This window comes from Actinophytocola sp. (assembly GCF_045807065.1).
Taxonomy (GTDB): domain Bacteria; phylum Actinomycetota; class Actinomycetes; order Mycobacteriales; family Pseudonocardiaceae; genus Actinophytocola.
The window spans coordinates 1-15,897 of sequence record NZ_JBJMIE010000086.1; the positions used below are offsets into that span (position 1 = coordinate 1).

Annotated in this window: 8 protein-coding genes; 4 read left to right on the forward strand and 4 right to left on the reverse strand. The window is 70.8% G+C overall.

Features of this window, described 5'->3' with window-relative positions; genetic code table 11:
* The 3 genes from ACJ73U_RS04855 to ACJ73U_RS04865 form a co-directional block, all read left to right on the forward strand.
* Positions 1-730: hypothetical protein (locus ACJ73U_RS04855; protein WP_407776301.1), on the forward strand; the 730-nt coding region annotated here is incomplete at its 5' end.
* Positions 727-2,520, forward strand: coding sequence for a non-ribosomal peptide synthetase (locus ACJ73U_RS04860; protein ID WP_407776302.1), 1,794 nt, complete (start codon positions 727-729; stop codon positions 2,518-2,520). The genes ACJ73U_RS04855 and ACJ73U_RS04860, both read left to right, overlap by 4 nt.
* Positions 2,517-7,952, forward strand: a complete 5,436-nt coding sequence (locus tag ACJ73U_RS04865) for an SDR family NAD(P)-dependent oxidoreductase (protein WP_407776303.1) — start codon at positions 2,517-2,519, stop codon at positions 7,950-7,952. Before ACJ73U_RS04860 ends, ACJ73U_RS04865 begins: the two co-directional genes overlap by 4 nt.
* Before the next feature lie 3 nt (positions 7,953-7,955).
* On the opposite strand, the gene ACJ73U_RS04870 is transcribed toward ACJ73U_RS04865, so the two are convergent.
* On the reverse strand, positions 7,956-9,809 hold the full coding sequence (locus ACJ73U_RS04870; protein ID WP_407776304.1) for a DUF6537 domain-containing protein: 1,854 nt from the start codon (positions 9,807-9,809) through the stop codon (positions 7,956-7,958).
* A 72-nt stretch (positions 9,810-9,881) separates the two neighbouring features.
* On the reverse strand, positions 9,882-11,396 hold the full coding sequence (locus ACJ73U_RS04875; RefSeq protein WP_407776305.1) for a hypothetical protein: 1,515 nt from the start codon (positions 11,394-11,396) through the stop codon (positions 9,882-9,884).
* A 32-nt stretch (positions 11,397-11,428) separates the two neighbouring features.
* On the opposite strand from ACJ73U_RS04875, the gene ACJ73U_RS04880 reads away from it, so the two are divergent.
* Positions 11,429-12,049 (forward strand): LysE family translocator, encoded by a 621-nt coding sequence (locus ACJ73U_RS04880; protein ID WP_407776306.1) that lies wholly within the window; start codon positions 11,429-11,431, stop codon positions 12,047-12,049.
* A 312-nt stretch (positions 12,050-12,361) separates the two neighbouring features.
* Here the strand turns inward: ACJ73U_RS04880 and ACJ73U_RS04885 are convergent, their stop codons facing one another.
* Both ACJ73U_RS04885 and ACJ73U_RS04890 read right to left on the reverse strand, forming a co-directional pair.
* Positions 12,362-13,945, reverse strand: coding sequence for a B12-binding domain-containing radical SAM protein (locus ACJ73U_RS04885; protein ID WP_407776307.1), 1,584 nt, complete (start codon positions 13,943-13,945; stop codon positions 12,362-12,364).
* Positions 13,946-14,509: 564 nt separating this feature from the next.
* Complete coding sequence (locus ACJ73U_RS04890; RefSeq protein WP_407776308.1) at positions 14,510-15,652, reverse strand: glutamate--cysteine ligase; 1,143 nt, start codon at positions 15,650-15,652, stop codon at positions 14,510-14,512.
* Positions 15,653-15,897: the final 245 nt, after the last annotated feature.

Genomic DNA, 15,897 nt, shown 5'->3' on the forward strand with positions numbered 1-15,897 from the left:
CGACGACCAGCCCTTCGAGTTGGCCGAGGTGGCCTACGCGCAGCCCCAGGTGCTGACGGTCGGCGTCGACGAGATCGCCGAGGCGGTGGCGGAGCGCCCCGAGTTCCACCCCCGGTTCGTGACCGACGAGTCCAGGCTCCGGCGCCACCTCTACCGCGCCGACATCCGGCGTGCGGTCGTGGCGGAGGAGTTCGCCGGCACCAGCGAGGACTTCCTCGCCACCCTGGGCATGACCTTCCGGATCTGGCCGGCGCAGGCCGAGGACCTGCGCCGGGCCGAGGAGCTGACCGTCCGGACCCATCAGCTCAACTCGACCGGCCGGACCTACTCGTACGACGAGCTGCTGGACCTGTGTGAGCGGGACGACCACCTCGTGCTGATGGCCGGGCTGGACGACAGGTTCGGCAGCTACGGGACCATCGGGCTCGCGGTCGTCGACCGCGGGCAGCGGGTCTGGACACTGCGGTTGCTGCTGATGTCCTGCCGGGTGGTGTCCCGGGGGGTGGGCAGCGTGCTGCTCGGCCACATCATCGACCTGGCGAGACGGACGGGAGCGACCCTCCGCGGTGACTTCGTGGAGAACGGTCGCAACAGGATGATGTACATCGCCTACCGCTTCCTGGGTTTCGAGGAGGTCCACCGCGACGGCGACGAGGTCGTCCTGGAACTGCCGCCCGCCGCCACCCACGCCCGTCCGGTGCCCGACTACCTGAGCCTGGAGGTCCGGTGAGCGACATCACGGTCGCGGAGCTACTCGCCCGACAGGCCGCGGAACGGCCGAACCGGCCCGCCATCACCGCACCGGACGGCACGACGGTGACCTACGGCGAGCTGGCCGGCCGCGCCGCGGACACCACCGAAACGCTTCACTGGGCCGGGTTCGGCCGGGGTGACCGCGTCGCGCTCGCGCTGCCGGGCGGGGCCGACATGGCCGCGGTCCTGGTGTCGGTCATGCATGGCGCGGTCGCGGTGCCGCTCGATTCGTCCTGCGGGGTCGAGGAGTTGGCCGGGTATCTGAAGGCTGCCGGAGCCCGTGCCGTCGTCGTGGACCTCGAGGCGCCCGCGGGCGCGGTCGAGGCGGCCGAGTCCCTGGGGCTCGCGCTCCTCGCGACAAGCGGGGGAGAGCCGCCGCGACTCGTCCACGGCGCGCGCTCGCCCGTGGTGCGTGAACTGCCCGAGGGCGACGACGACGCGTTGGTGCTCCATACCTCCGGCACGACGGGCCACCGGAAGGTGGTGCCGCTCCAGCAGACCGGTGTGGTCCTGTCGGCGCGCAACATCGCGGCGGGTCTGGCGCTCACCGAGGAGGACCGCTGCCTCAACGCCCTTCCGCTGTTCCACGCGCACGCGCTGCTCACCCCGCTGCTCGCCACGCTGAGCGCCGGCGGTGAGGTGGTGTGTCTGCCGAGGTTCGAGTCCGGGCGGTTCCTGGCCGCGCTGCGGACGTTCCAGCCGAGCTGGTACTCGGCGGTCCCCACGGTCCACCAGGCGATCCTGCGGGACGCGCGGGACCTCGACGGCGTCCGGCTGCGGTTCGTGAGGTCCGCGTCCGCTCCGCTGCCCGAACGGGTCTCGCGCCTGATCGAGGAGACCTTCCGGGCACCGGTGATCGAGGCGTACGGGATGACCGAGACGACCTCCGTGGTCGCCAGCAACCCGCTGCCGCCGGCCGGGCGCAAGCCGGGGTCGGTCGGGCTGCCGATCGGTTGCGAGATCGCCGTGCTCGACGAGGAGGGCCGGCCCCTGCCGCCGGGACAGGTCGGCGAGGTCGCGGTCCGCGGGCGGGCCGTGGCGCGTGGGCAGGCCGGTGCGGACGGCTGGTTCCACACCGGTGACCTCGGCCGCCGCGACGAGGACGGCTACCTCTTCCTCGCCGGCCGGACGAAGGAGATCGTGAACCGGGGTGGGGTCACCGTCTCGCCCTTCGAGACGGACCAGGTCGTCCAGGCCTGCCCCGGCGTCGCACAAGCGGTCGCGTTCCCCGTGCCGCACCCCACGCTCGGCGAGGACCTCGTGGTCGCCGTGGTCCCCGAGCCGGGCGCCGCGCTCACCGAGGGCGACGTCCGGCGGTTCGCCATGGCGCGGCTGCGCCGCGCGATGGTGCCGAGCAGGGTGGTCATCGTCGACGACATCCCGAAGGCCCCGAACGGCAAGGTGCAACGGTTGCGGTTGCACGAGCAGATCCCCCTGCCCGCCGCGCGGTTCAGCGCGCCGGTCGGCGAGACCCAGGCGGAGCTGGTGGCGATCTGGCGGCAGGTGCTCGGCGTCGACCGCGTTGGTGCCCGCGACAACTTCTTCGACCTCGGCGGCGACTCGCTGGCGGCGGCGCGGTTGTGCGAGCTGGTCGCCGCACGCACCGGAGCCCAGGTGTCCACAGTGGACGTCTTCGCATTCCCCACCGTCACGGCGTTCGCCGAGTTCCTGCAGGACCGGGTAGACGCCGACAACGTGCGGGCCGACAACGTGCGGGCCGGTCGAGGCCGGTTGGCCCGGTTGCGTGGCGGGAAGGACGCGCGATGACGCGTTCCGGCTTCGAGATCGCGGTGGTGGGACTGGCGTGCCGCTTCCCAGGGGCGGCCGACGCGGACGAGTACTGGACCAACCTGCGCGACGGCGTCGAGTCGATCACGTTCTTCGAGGATCAGGACCTGCGTGCGGCCGGGGTGCCCGACGAACTGCTGGGCCGGCCGGACTACGTGAAGGCGCGGGGCACCCTGCCCGACGCGGAGCTGTTCGACGCCGCCTTCTTCGACATCCCGCCGTCGGAGGCGGCCGTCATGGACCCGCAGCACCGGGTGTTCCTGGAGCTGGCGTGGACCGCGCTGGAGCACGGCGGCCACAGTCCGGACCGGTTCGACGGTCAGATCGGCGTGTACGCGGGGGCGCACGAGAACGGCTACGGTGCACGCCTCACCCAGGACTCCCCGCTGGTGCGCTCGCTCGGCCCGTTCGCGACGAAGATCGGCAACGAGAAGGACTACCTGGCCACCCGGGCGGCGTACAAGTTCGGTCTGGAAGGTCCGGCGTTCACCGTGCAGACGGCGTGCTCGACGTCGCTGGTCGCCGTGCACCTCGCGAGCCAGGCGCTGCTCGCGGGCGACTGCGACCTGGCGCTGGCGGGCGGGGTCAACGTGTACGCCGCACAGCGCTCCGGCTACCTGTACGAACCGGGCGGGATCTTCTCCCCGGACGGGCACTGCCGGCCGTTCGACGCTGGCGCGCGCGGGGCGGTGAGCAGCAGCGGCGGCGGTGTCGTGGTGCTGCGCAGGCTCGAGGACGCCCTCGCCGGCGGGGACACGGTGCACGCCGTGTTGCTCGGCAGCGCCATCAACAACGACGGCGCGCGCCGGGCGGGCTACACCGCGCCCGGCGTGTCGGGCCAGGCGCGGGTGATCCGTTCGGCACAACTGGCCGCCGGGGTCCGGCCGGAAGAGATCGGCTACGTCGAGGCACACGGCAGCGCGACCCGGCTCGGCGACCCGATCGAGGTCGCCGCGCTCACCCGGGCGTTCCGGATGGACAGCGACGCCACCGGGTTCTGCCGGCTCGGCTCGGTCAAGGGCAACATCGGGCACACACACGCGGCCGCGGGGGTGGCTGGTCTGATCAAGACCGTGCTCGCCCTGCGGCACCGGCAGATCCCGCCGAGCGTGAACTACACCGAACCGAATCCGGAGATCGACTTCGAGTCCTCGCCCTTCCGGGTCAACGACACCCTGACCGAGTGGACCGGACACGCTCCCCTGCGTGCCGGGGTCAGCTCCTTCGGTCTCGGTGGCGCCAACGCACACGTCGTCGTCGAGCAGGCACCAGCGTCGGTGCCGGCGCCGGCCGAGCCGCGCTGGGAGGTCATCACGCTTTCGGCCCGCGCCGAGGCGGCGCTGGCGGAGCAGGCGGTGCGGCTGGGCGAGTTCCTCGGGACCCGTGCCGAGCCGGACCTCGCCGACGCCGCGCACACGCTGCGCACGGGCCGGCGCGAGTTCGAGCACCGTGGCGCCGTCGTCGCCCGCGACCGGGCCGATGCGGCGGAAGTGCTGCGCGAGCACACGCCCGGTCGCTTCCTGGTCGGGCGCGCCGCCGACGCCCCTCGACCGGTCACGTTCGTGTTCCCCGGGGTCGGCGACCAGCGCACCGGCATGGGGCGGGTGCTCTACGAGCAGCAGCCGGTGTTCCGCGAGCACGTCGACGAGGCCGCCGAACTCATCCGGCCGCTACTGGACGCGGACGTGCGCACCCTGATGTTCGCGGATCGTCCCGGACCGCGGCGTGGGCCGGACCTGCGGGCGATGCTGAGCCGGGACACCGTCGAACAGGACGACGATCCGCTCATCCGCACTGTTCTCGCGCACTCGGTGACGTTCACGTTCGAGTACGCGCTCGCCCGGCTCTGGATGTCGTGGGGCGTGCGACTGGACAGCATGCTCGGCTACAGCCTCGGCGAGCTCACGGCCGCGGCGCTGGCCGGGGTGTTCCGCCTGCCGGACGCGTTGACACTGGTGGTCGAGCGGGCCCGGCTCATCGAGCAGGCGCCGGCCGGGGCGATGCTCGCCGTTCCGCTGCCGTCGGACCGGGTCGCGGAACTGCTGTCGGACGAGGTGTGGATGGCCGCCGAGGAGGCCCCGTCACTGTCCGTCGTGTCCGGAGCCGTCGGGGCCGTGCGATCCCTGGCCGACCGGCTCGCCGAGGACGGCGTTGTCACCAGGACGCTGCGGACCAGCCAAGCGTTCCACTGCCCGCTGCTCGCCGGTGCCGCCAGCGGAATGCGTGAGCTGGTGGCAGGCCTCGAGCGCACACCGCCCGCCGTGCCCTACCTGTCGAACGTGACCGGGGAGTGGATCACCGACGCCGAGGCGGTGGACTGCGACTACTGGGCCAGGCATCTCGTCGAGCCGGTCCGGTTCACCCGAGCTCTCGACCTGCTCTGGCGCACTCCGGATCGCGTGTTGCTCGAGGTGGGACCGGGTCAGGCGATGACCAGCGCGGCGATGCAGGCGCTGCCCCGGGACGGGGCGGGCGACCGGATCGCGGTCGCGTCGATGCCCGGCCAGTTCGACGGCCGGCCGGAGACCGCGAGCGTGCTGTCCGCCGCGGCGAGGCTGTGGCTCGTGGGCGCCGGCGTGGACCTGTCGCGAACGGGTCGCGCGACGCGCCGGCGACGGGTTCCCCTGCCGACGTATCCCTTCCAACGCCAGCGGCACTGGATCGAGCCGCCGCAGGAACACCAGCGGGTGCGACAGGCGGATCCGGCGCCGCGAACCGACCCGTCAGCGTGGTTCACGGCACCCGCGTGGGTCTCCACACCCCGACCGCCCAGGGCAAGGTACTCGCCGGGTGGGCGGTGGCTCGTGGTCGCCGACGAGTGCGGTGTCGGCAAGGAGCTGGTCGATCAGCTGACGCGGCTGAGGCAGGAGGTGCTCATCACCGGCGTCGACGGGGTCGGCGTCCTGCTGGACCAACTGGCCGCCGCGGACCGCCTGCCCGACACGATCGTGCACCTCGCCACCGTCCGGCGGCCGGACCGCCTGGCGGATCTGGGCACGACCGACCAGGCGCTGGCGGACGGGTTCTTCGGGCTGCTGGACATCGGGCGCCGCCTGGCCAGGCACGCGGTCGCGAGGCAGGTCCAGCTCGCGGTCGTCACCAGCGGGATCTTCCAGGTGACGGGTGCCGACCCGGTGAGCCCCGGCAACGCGGCGGTGCTCGGTCCGTGCCGGGTCCTGCCGCTCGAGCATCCGGAGTGGACGACCCGCTGCGTGGACGTGCTGACGGGCGGGGTGAGCGCGGCCATGGTGGCCGAGTGCCTCGTCGACGAGCTCGCCACCCCGGCAGGTCAGCAGGTGGTGGCCTACCGCGGGCGGCAACGCTGGCAGCAGGAGCTGCGACCGGTGCGTGTGGACGGTCCGGACGGGAGGGTTCCCCTGCTGCGCGAGCGCGGCGTGTACCTCGTCGTCGGCGGGTTCGGCGGAGTCGGGTCGACCCTGGCGGGCTTCCTGGCCGACAGCGTCGGGGCACGTCTGGTGTTGCTCGGCCGGAGTACGCTGCCGGCCGCGGACGAGTGGGACGACTGGCTCGCCACGCACGCGGCGACCGACCGCGTCAGCTCGCGGATCAACGCCGTCCGCGAGCTCGAGGCGCGGGGTGCCGAGGTGCTGGCCGTGCGTGCCGACGTGTCCGAGGTGGACGACGTGCGCCGCGCGCTGAAGCTCGCCGAGGAACGGTTCGGTCCGGTCAACGGTGTGGTCCACGCGGCGGGCACGTTCGCGGAAGGCCTCGCGCAGCTCAAGGACGCCGGGTCGGCGGGTGCGGTGCTGGCGGCGAAGGCGCGCGGTGTCGCCGTGCTCGACGAGGTCCTGGACGGGCGCTCGCTCGACTTCCTCGTGCTGTGCTCGTCGACGGTCGGCGTGTTCGGCTCGGTCGGCCAGGTCGACTACTGCGCCGCGAACGCCGTCCTGGACGCCTACGCCCAGCGGGTCCGCACCGACTCGTCGATGACGGTGTCGGTGAACTGGGACGGCTGGCGGGAGGTCGGCATGGTCGTCGACGCGGCCGCCCGCGACGACACGCTGGCCGACCCGGACCGCCCGGTGCTGCGGGTGGCCGGCCACCCGTTGCTCGACACCCGCCAGGATCTGGCGGACGGGCGTGTCCTGTACACGACCGAGCTCTCCCCGGCCCGTCACTGGCTGCTGGACGAGCACCGGATGCACGGCCACCCCGTGCTCGCGGGCACCGGCTACCTGGAGATGGTGTTCGGCGCCGTCCGGGACCTCGGTCACTCGTTGCCGGTGGAGGTGCGGGACGTCGTCTTCCTGACGCCGATCGTCGTGCCGGTGGGAGCGACCCGACGGGTGCACCTCGTGCTGGAGCCGGAGGAGAGCGGTTACCGCCTGACGTTCGTCGGCCGCAACTCCGCGCCGAGGACGGCGCCGCGGTGGATCACGCACGCCTCGTGCCGCGTCGTCCTCGACGTCGCGCCCGCGGCGCGGACCCCGCTGGCCGTCGCGGGTGCGCTGGTAGCGCGGCCGGTCCATGAGGGACCGCTGACGCTGGGCCCGCGGTCGCAGTGCCTCGCCGAACTCCGCGTCACCGGCGATGGCACGTTCGCGCGCATCAGCCTGGCGCAGGCGCACCGGTCCGACCTGCCTCGGCTGTGCGTCCACCCGGCACTGCTGGACGTGGCGACCGGCACGGCGAACCTGTACGTCGACCCGACCTTCCGGGTACCGCTGAGCTACGACTCGATCCGCGTGTACGGGCGACTGCCCGCGGAGTTCACCAGCCAGGTGCGCGTGCGGACGCACCCGGCCGACCGCGCCGAGACCGCCACCTACGACGTGACGATCGTGGACGACGCGGGCGACCAGCTCGTCGTGGTCGAAGGCCTGGTCATGAAGCGGCCGGACGACCTGGGCGCCCGCCTGGCCGCGCTCGCCGACGGGTCCGCGGTGGACGTGGTCGGCTACGAGGTGGCGGGTCCCGCACGGGCGCCGGCGGGACTCGCGGTCGATCTGGACGCGGGCCTGAGCCCGGACGACGGCGTGGCGGCGTTCACCCGGGTCCTGTCGCGTGACCTCTCGCCCCAGGTCATCGTCACCCGACGACCGGTCGAAGTGATCATGGCCGAATTGGCCGCGACCACGCGCCTGTTGGACAGCGAGGTCGCCGGCCCCGCCACCGGAGGCGCGCACTCCCGGCCGTCGCTCGCGACCGGGTATGTGGCGCCGAGGAACGACGTGGAACGCGAGCTGGTCGACCAGTGGCAGCGTCTGCTGGGCATCACACCGATCGGCGTGCACGACGACTTCGCCGACCTCGGCGGCCATTCGCTGTTCGGCGTCCGGCTGTGCGCCGGGATCCGTTCGGTCTACGGGGTCGACCTGTCGCTCCCGGACCTGTTCACCGCGCCGACTCCCGCCGCGCTGGCGGAGCTGATCGCCAGGACGAGTTCCTGACGGTCAGCGGGGTATGCCGAGCTCACGGCACAGGGTGGTCAGCTCGCGGTGGTAGTGCTCGACGTTGCGGGCCTTGACGTCCTCGTACCCGCGGACGACGTCGGGCAGCGCGGCCAGGCGCGTGGCCTGGTCGAGGTCGATGTCCGCCAGCCGGCGGCACACGACCTCGACGAGCCGCTCGTACTCGGTGACGAGCTGGCGCTCGGTGCGCCGGACGGCCGTGTGCCCGAAGGGGTCCAGTGCTCGTCCGCGGAGCCGCCTGGCCGCGTGCAACGCCACCAGGAGCGGTGTCGACCACCGTCCCAGGCTGATCTTGCGACGCAGGCCCGCGGCGCGGAGCAGCGGTGGGTGGAGCAGCCACTCGACGCGGTGCCCGGGACCCACGGCCTCGGCGACGGCCGCCTCCGTGTCACGGAGCAGGAGCCGGGCCACCTCGTACTCGTCCTTGTACGCCATCAGCTTGTACAGGTACCTGGCCACGGTCTCCGTGAACCGGGTGGACCCCGCGTCCACCGCGTACTCGGCCCGAGCCGCCAGCACGACCGTCGCCAGGTACCGGCTGGCGTAGCGCCGGTCCTGGTACGCGACGAGGTCTGCGGCTCGTAGCCCGACGACCCGGCCCAGCTCGCCCCGCGAGACTTCGACCGGCAGTTCGACCCGCGCCGCCGGCTCGGCACCGGGCCGTTCGGTTCGGCGTCCGGTCACCGCCAGCACTCGGTCGCGGTCCTGCACCCACATCCGCCCCCAGCGGAAGGCGAGCACGTTCAGCTCGGTCGCCACCCCGTTCCGCTCGACGGCCCGCTCGATCGCCGCGGCCGGCACGGGCAGCGCGCCGGTCTGGTAGGCCACGCCCAGCAGGATCGTGGTCGCCGGCACGCGTGTGGCGAACAGGGACTCGGCCAGGTGGGTGGCCTCCACCGTCGTGATCCGGCTCGGGTGGATCGCCCCGGCCAGCCGCGTGCGCAGGTCCTCGGTGGCCGGCGGGGTCACCCGCACGTCGCTGACCTCCGGCCCCGTCGGTGCGAGCGAGGTCGACACGACGGCCGCGGTGTGGTCCCGGTCGAGGCCGGTGAGGGCCCGCCGGCTCGTCCCGACCCGCAGGTCGAACACCACGTGCAGGTCCACGGCCGAGCCCGGACGGCGGTCGTGGTCGCTCGGGAACCGGCTCAGCCGCAGGTCCGACTGGACCGGCCCCGCCTTCTGCGACAGGCCCGTCTGGTCGAGGCCTTCGGCGTGCAGCCCGGACAGCTGGGCCGCCTGCGCGAGGATCCGGTTGGCCGTCACCACCCCCGCGCCGCCGATGCCCGACAGGCGGATCGTCGTGGCGTCGGCGCTCGTGCGCCCCGGCGGTTCGACGAGGTCGCCGGGCTCGAGCCGGGGGTAGGTGCCGGCCCCGCTCAGGTCGGGCCGGATCCGCACGGACATGAACGCCGGGCAGTCCCCGGCCAGGCAGCTGTAGTCGACGTTGCACGAGGTCTGGTCGATGCGGGTCTTGCGGCCGAACTCGGTGTCCACCGGTTCGACCGACAGGCAGTTGGACGCGACGCCGCAGTCGCCGCACCCTTCGCACACGCGTTCGTTGATCACGACCCGGCGCGTCGGGGCGACCCCCTCCGCCTTGCGCCTGCGCCGCCGTTCCGCCGCGCACTCCTGGTCGTGGATGAGGACCGTGACACCGGGTGTCGCCCGGAGCTGCTCCTGGGCCCGGACGATGTCCTCCCGGCGCCGGACCTGTACCCCCGCGGGCAGGCGGACCCGCCGGTACCTGCGCCGGTCCTCGGTGGTGATGATCACCCGGGAGACACCCTGGTGGAGCAGGATGGCGGCGAGGTCGGCCACCGGGCGCGCGTTGCTCATCGACGTCGCCTGACCGCCGGTCATCGCCACCGCGGCGTTGTGCAGGATCGTGAACGTGATGTGTGCGCCGGCCTAGACCGCGGCCTGCACCGCGAGTTGCCCGGAGTGCAGGTACGTGCCGTCCCCCATGTGCTGGACCAGGTGGTCGTCCGCCACGAACGGGGCGATGCCCAGCCACGCGGCGCCCTCGCCGCCCATCTGGGTCGACAGACCAACCGAACCGACCAGGGACTCGTCCCGGCCCCGGGTGAGGCTGCCGCAGCCGATCGCCGTGCCCACCCGGCTCCCCGCCGGCACCCTGGTGCCGGTGCTGTGCGGGCAACCGGAGCACACGTAAGGTGTCCGCTCGGCCGTGATGACTGTCAGGGGCAGCTCGCGGCGCGGCGGCCGCATGGCGACGGCAGGGAGCTGTCGCGACAGCCGTTCGTACAGCGGTCCGACGAGATAGGCGGCGTCGAGCACGCCGTGTGCCCGCAGCAGGCGCCGGCCGGCCTCGTCGGTTTTCCCGGTCACCACCGGCTGGTGGGTCTGACGGTGCAGGGCACGGAGCACGAAGTTCTCGACCAGCGGTCGCTTGTCCTCGACCACCATGACTTCGGCGAGCCCGCGGGCGAAGGCCCGGAACACGGCCGCGTCCAGTGGATGCGTCATCCGCACGTGCAGTACGCGGACGCCGGCATGCGGCAGCGCGTGCTCGTCGAGCCCGAGCATGTCCAGCGCGGCCCGTGTCTCGTGGTAGGCCCGCCCGACGGCGATGATCCCGACCTTCGCGTCCGCGGGGTCCACGACCACCCGGTTGAGGTCGTTGGCCACCAGGTAGTGGCGTGCGAGTTCCAGCCGAACCTCGGTCAGCTCCTGCTCCAGCGCGGTGGTCACCGGTGGCAGGAGAACGCCGGTCGGCCCGGACGGCCGGTTCGGTGCGCCGTCTCGTCCCGGCGTCACCGCCACCGGGGTCACCGGGGTCGTAACGGCGGTGCCCACGGCGTCGGCGACCGAGGTGACGACGCGGAACGCCGTCCACAGTCCGGACAGTCGGGACAGGGCGACGCCGTGCCACCCGAGGTCGAGGATCTCCTGGACCGTGCCGGGTTCGAGGACCGGCAGCCCGAGCGCGGCGAGCGTCTGGGCGGATGAGCTCGGCAGCGTGGACGACTTGTTGGACGGGTCGTCACCGACGTAGGCGAGTACGCCGCCCGATTCCGACGTGCCCGCGTACTGGGCGTGCCGGATGGCGTCGGCTGCCCGGTCGAGCCCGGGCGCCTTGCCGTACCACACGCCCAGAACGCCGTCGTGCTCACGCAGCCCGAACCGACCGGCCACCTGGCTGCCCAGGACCGCGGTCGCGGCCAGTTCCTCGTTGTGGCCCGGCAGATGCACGACGTCGGTCTCCCCGGCGGCCACGCGGGCGAACTCCTGGTCGAACCGGCCCAGCGGCGACCCGGGATAACCCGAGGCGAACACCGCGGTCCGCGATCCCCGCCCGCGGTCCGCCCACAGCTGGGTCAGAGGTACCTGCGCCAATGCCCGCAGTCCGGTGAGGAGTTCCGGGGTGGGGAGATCGTCCTGGGGTTCCTCGAAATCAGGCACGGCGCTCCACCGGGTCAGATAGTGTGTCCGTCATGCGATCAGTTCTCGAGTTCATCATTATCGCTGTGGTGGTGACCATTACCCCTGGTCCGGGCACGGCCGCCATCATTCGAATCACGGCGAGGGACGGGCGCCGTGCCGCCGTCAGCGCGGTGATCGGCAACAGCATCGGCGTGCTCTGCTGGGCGGTGCTGTCCGCGGTTGGCGTGTCGTCGTTGATTCTCGCGTCAGAAGTAGCCTACAACGTCTTGCGAATTGCTGGAGCCGTGTTTCTCATCGTTCTCGGAATGCGGTCGGTGATGATGTGGGGTCAGAACAAGAGTGAGGAGCAGGAGGAAAACCAGGACGAGAATTCGCGGCCGCGCCTCGGTGGCTGGCGGATCGGCCTGCTGACGAGCCTGTCGAACCCCAAGCTGGCGGTTTTCTTCGTGGCTCTCTTCCCGCAGTTCCTGGACCCGGGCACCGCGGTGCTGCCCTACGCGGTGATCATGTCCGTCACCATCGTCGCACTGGACCTTCTCTGGTTCGCCACCCTGATATATCTCGTCGACAGGGCACGTACGCTCCTCCGCCCGCATGTGCGGCGGGTCATGGAACGAGTTACCGGCGGCATCCTGGTCGGTCTCGGCGCGGTACTGATCGCGGAAGGCTGATCCTCCCGCGACAAACGCTTCCACCCGCAGGCCCGCGGTTCAGGTATCAGCTGGGGAATCCGCCGAACCGCGGGCTTTCGCGACGGCACATCGCATCGACATCCGCTGGCCCCTGTAGGACTATGAGGATGTCGCCGTGGAGTCGACGACTTCAGCGGTGGTCACTCATTACGCGAAGCTGGTCGTGCGCGACGAAAAGGTCGCCGGTGCGACCAAGCTCGGCGCACCGGCCACTGCCCGGCTCTACGGCCGGGGCCTGCCGCCGCCGTGTCGCGGCTGCTGCTCGGTCGGACCGGGCTCGCACTGGCCTGGCTAGAGCCCCGCCAGTGCCCCGCCGCCAACAGGTCGTGTGGATCGTGGTGCCGTGCTTGCCGCGGCGGTGAGCATGGTCTCGGAGATCCGCGCGGAGCCGGAGACGGTGCCGTTGACGTCGGCGTAGCCGCGGATCGCGTGCGTGGCGTCGATGAGCTCATCCCAGTTCACATGACTGAAGATCCGGTTCCAGTCCATGGAGATCTCGTCGAAGTCGATGAGGTCGGTGTTCCCGTACTTGGCGGGCATGACCTCCAGCAGGGCGTCGTCGAGGATCTCGAAGCCCTTCTCGCGCGCGGCCGCGCGCGCCCTGTCCGGATGCATGAGCCATTGTCCGGTCAGCGCGCCAAGGTCGGGGTACAGCGGTTGCGCCTCGAGCGCGGCCATCATGTCGTTGTCGACGAGCCAGCGGGCGAACTCGACTGTGTTGCCGAGGCTTTCCTGGGTCTCCCCGGGGCCGCCGAGGACCAGCGAGCCGTAGATCGGCATCGCGGCCTCCTTGAACAGGCCGCAGGCCCGCTTGTTGTTCTCCAGACTGTCGCGGGGGCCTTTCAGCAGTTTCAGCATTCGCGTGTCGCCGGACTCCAGCCCCATGTTCACCCGGTAGACGCCGAGCCGCTGGTAGAGCTCGACGAGTCGGGGCGTCGTCTCGACAGCCTGCGTGTAGACGAAGAACCGGGGGTGGCCGATGTCAGCGGGTTTGGCGTCGACGAGGGCTTCGATCCAGCGGGGCGAACTGCTCATGCTGTCGAACGCTTCGTAGAAGATGTTCGCGTCGACCTGTTCCTGGGCGGCGCGAACATCTCTCCAGAACATCTCCGCGGAGGAGAAACGCAGGTTGAGGTCGGCGATGCCGCAGAAGTGGCAGGGATGTCTGACACGGGCGCAGCCGCGCGCACGGTTGATCGTGGTCACCCCGGTCACCGGTTCGCCATCATGCAGGCCGCCGTAACGGGCGAGGTAGTTGTGCCGGTACCGCTGCCAGTTCTCGGCAGGCATGAGCGACCGGTCCGGCACCGGGATCGCGTCCAGCACGTTCCGCCGCATCGCTCCGCCGGCGCCGCCTGCCGGTCCGGGCGGGATCTCCGGCAGCCGGTTGTACGCGACACCGTGGGCTGTCCGATACAGCAGCTCCGGCACGGCCTCGAGGGGAGCCTCGCCGCTGAGGGCCGACACCAGCGCCGACAAGGCGAACTCCCCGACGTCGGCCGCGCAGACATAGTCGACGTGCTCGCGGCGGGTGAGGATCTGACGCGCCATCACCGCGGCCTGGTCGTTGCCCACGACAGTCACCGCCCCGGCGTTCTTGGCGTACTCGGTCAGGCGAAGCGTGTTGCGGTAGGACGTGCCCAGGGCACTGACGGCGACAAGGCCCGGGGAGAACTCGTCGATGAGATTTTCGATGTCCGACATGAGCGTGATCTGCCCGTCAACCGCGATCACCTCCAGGTGCGAGTGATCGCGCCGCAGCACCGTTGCGAGCGAAACCACCCCCAACGCGGGGAACGTGCCGTCATTCGCAATCGAGGACACGTCACCGTCGGTCCCGGCGTTCACCAGCAGCACACGTTCCAACGGCCTCATGTCTAATCCTTTTTCGTCGGGATCGGACAATCGAAAACTCCCACCCGTTCGCGGCGCCGGAAAAACGGTGGGAAAGAAAGGGATTCGTGGACAACGTATGTTAACTTCGAATGCGTGGCCGAGTCCAGCGAGGACAGCGCTTCCCGTGATTGCCTACCACGCCATGCTCGACATGCCGCGCGGACTCGCCCAGTACCTCAGCCGTCTGCTACCCGCCCAACGCCGCCGACGCGGTACACGCAGGAACAGTCGGGCGTTGACCTAATTCCGTGAAGCACTGCCGCCCTGCGCTGGTTCCGCCAGGATGTGGATGTCACCGCGTTGGCGCGGGACCACGAGTCACCTCGCTGGGGTTCAAAGGAGATATCCTGGTCGGAGCCCGGAACGGGCGCATTCGGGGTCGCTGGCAATGTCACTATGGACGCTCCGCCAACGCCCGAAGTCGAGCGATATCCCCAAGACCTCCGCGCGAAACCGCTCCCACGGCCGGCCGTCACACCTCGGCAGCCGGCCGTGGAACTCTGGTCACGGCGATCGTGTTCGATACGTCTACGACAGGACTACTCACGCGGTGGATTCGATCAGGCTGTCCACGACGCTGGTCAACTCGCCTTCGCGGGCGTGGATGGCCTGTTGCCGCGTGGCTCCGCAGCCCTCGGCGAGTAGTTGCTTGTATCCAGTGCTCACGAGATGGAGCTCGCCACAGTCTTCCAGCGCGGGACGCACGTGTGCGAAAAGGGACTCGAGCAGTGCGGTGGCGGGCTGCAGCCTGCCGGTACGCACGTCGATGCCTTCGCCTGCCAGGCCATCGCGGGCCGAGCGCCAACATGCCGCCCGCAGCAACTCCGTGGAGATCCGTGGTCCTCGCTCGCCCCGCTCGACCGCCTCGATCGAGACCATGATCAGCGCACGCGTCACTGTCGCGAGCAGGACGGTTTCCCAGACCGTGGTCGGCATGTCCGCGATCCTGACTTCCAACGTCGGCACGTGGGCCGACGGCCGAACGTCCCAGTAGATCATGCCGCGATCCATCATCACGCCGCTTGTGAGCAACGTTCCGATGAGATCCTCGAAGTGGTCGAGCGATTCGAAGTACGGCGGCGGTCCGGCGACAGGCCACCGGTTCCGGGACAGAACTCGCCAGCTCGCGTAACCGGTGTCGCGTCCCGCCCAGTACGGCGAGTTGGCCGTCATGGCGATGAGCGCCGGAAGCCATGGACGTAGGTGATTGCTCACCCACAGCGCCCGTTCCTTCTCCGGGAGGTGCACGTGAACGTGGCAGGCGCAGACGCTCTGCTCGTCGTTGAGCGATCGGTAGAACCGGTCGCTGTCCCGGTACCGCTCGCCTTCGGTGATCGGTGGCGGAACGACGTCCCCGATGATGGGCGAACCCACCGCGACGAGCCGCAGGCCCTCGTCCCTGGCGGATTCGGCGACTGCCGATCGCAGCTCCCGCAGTTGTGCGTCCAGTTCTCGCACGTCCACACAGGGATTTGTTCTGGCCTCGATCTGAAACTGCGTGAACTCGGGAACAACCAGATTTCCGAACCGGTCTCCCATGCGCCGAAGAACGGTTTTGGCACCGGGAACCGCGGCCCGGCTCACCGGGTCGACGAACAGGTACTCCTCCTCGACACCGAGGGTGGGTATGGGGCGTTTGGACTTCGGTGCAACCGCCGGGAGGGCTGTTGATTGTGGACCAGTCATTAACACCTCGAACGATCGAGCCGATGATTACCGTGAACATCCTACGCATGCCGAGTGGTCCCGGGTTCGCCGGTCTTTGCTTGCCGGTGGCGGTTACTTGCAGTGTTAATCGCGTTCCCCCATTCGACACAATCGTCACCCGAAAGATGGTTTCGCGGCTCGGCGGCGGAGCGGAACGTCCATGTCCCATTACGCCAACTCAGGCGTTCTGGCCGGTTCGGATTCGCTCAGGTCGAGGCGCGGCC

Coding starts and splice junctions, on each gene's coding strand:
- ACJ73U_RS04865 (WP_407776303.1), top strand. CDS start 2,517: ATGACGCGTTCCGGCTTCGAGATCGCGGTGGTGGGACTGGCGTGCCGC.
- ACJ73U_RS04870 (WP_407776304.1), bottom strand. CDS start 9,809: ATGAGCAACGCGCGCCCGGTGGCCGACCTCGCCGCCATCCTGCTCCAC.
- ACJ73U_RS04880 (WP_407776306.1), top strand. CDS start 11,429: ATGCGATCAGTTCTCGAGTTCATCATTATCGCTGTGGTGGTGACCATT.
- ACJ73U_RS04885 (WP_407776307.1), bottom strand. CDS start 13,945: ATGAGGCCGTTGGAACGTGTGCTGCTGGTGAACGCCGGGACCGACGGT.
- ACJ73U_RS04890 (WP_407776308.1), bottom strand. CDS start 15,652: ATGACTGGTCCACAATCAACAGCCCTCCCGGCGGTTGCACCGAAGTCC.